Here is a 1,091-nt window from a genome sequence, read left to right as displayed (position 1 = left end):
TGCCAGCAGCCCTGGGCCTGTCCACACGGGCGGCCCACCGTCTTGCGGCTGTCCGAGCGCGACCTCGCCCACGCCTTCGGGCGACGCGGCGTGCGGGACGTGGCGCGGGGGCGCGACGCGCTGGACGCCGAACGTCAACCTTTAGCCAAAGGGACTTCACCCACCTGAGGGCGAACAGACGCTATGCCTGAGCGCATGACCGATTCCAGCAAGGACCTTTCCCAGCAGCCGCAAGACCAGCAGGGCCTTCCCAGCGACCTCGGCAACGAAATGAGCAGCCGCGCAGGGTACTACGACGAGTCGCCCAGTGGCGAAACCGACACTCCGGTGGGTCAGCCGAACACCGACGTGACCAACCCCGACGCCGTGCCTACCGTGACGGGCAACGACCGGGGCATGAACCAGACCGGCACCTCCTTCGGCACCACTGGCGAAGACGACAAACGGCTCTAAACCTTCCTCTCAGGGACGGCCAGCCTGCTTCCCGTGAGCGGCTGGCCGTCTTCTTGTGGATGCTCCAGCCCGCTGCTGCCTACCCCGAAAAGCGCCTGTGTCTTTTCGGCAAATGCTTTACACTGGGCGGCTGTGACCGCCGCGCTTCCCCCGCACACCCTGTCTGTCGCGCCCATGATGGACTGGACCGACAGGCACTGCCGGGTGTTTCACCGCACGCTGACCCGCCGCGCCCTGCTCTACACCGAGATGGTGACGACGGGGGCGATTCTGCACGGCGACCGGGCGCGGCATCTGGACTTCGACGCGGCAGAGCACCCGCTGGCGCTGCAACTCGGCGGCAGCGACGCGGCGGCGCTGGCCGAATGCGCCCGCATAGCCGAGGACTGGGGCTACGACGAGGTCAACCTCAACTGCGGCTGCCCCTCCGACCGGGTGAGCAGCGGCTCCTTCGGCGCGTGTCTGATGGGCACGCCCGACGTGGTGGCGCGGGCGGTGGAGGCCATGCGCGGAGCCACCCGCCTGCCCGTCACGGTCAAGCACCGCATCGGCATTGACGACCTCGACAGCTACGAGCATCTCTCCCATTTCGTGCGAACCGTCGAGGCGGCGGGCTGTCAAACGTTCATCGTCCATGC

2 protein-coding genes are annotated in these 1,091 nt (G+C 67.8%); both read left to right on the top strand.

The annotated features are described in order from the left end of the window. Positions 1–195: 195 nt before the first annotated feature. Positions 196–453: a hypothetical protein gene (locus Q4C89_RS10070; RefSeq protein WP_303102478.1), complete on the top strand. Its 258-nt coding sequence runs from the start codon at positions 196–198 to the stop codon at positions 451–453. Positions 454–627: 174 nt separating this feature from the next. Next, positions 628–1,091, top strand: a 464-nt coding sequence (gene dusA / locus Q4C89_RS10065) for a tRNA dihydrouridine(20/20a) synthase DusA (RefSeq protein WP_303102490.1), incomplete at its 3' end; no start/stop codon positions are given.

The organism is Deinococcus sp. (assembly GCF_030523985.1).
GTDB lineage: Bacteria > Deinococcota > Deinococci > Deinococcales > Deinococcaceae > Deinococcus.
Note: the sequence above shows the minus strand (reverse complement) of the source record. Positions and strands in the feature narration are given on the sequence as shown.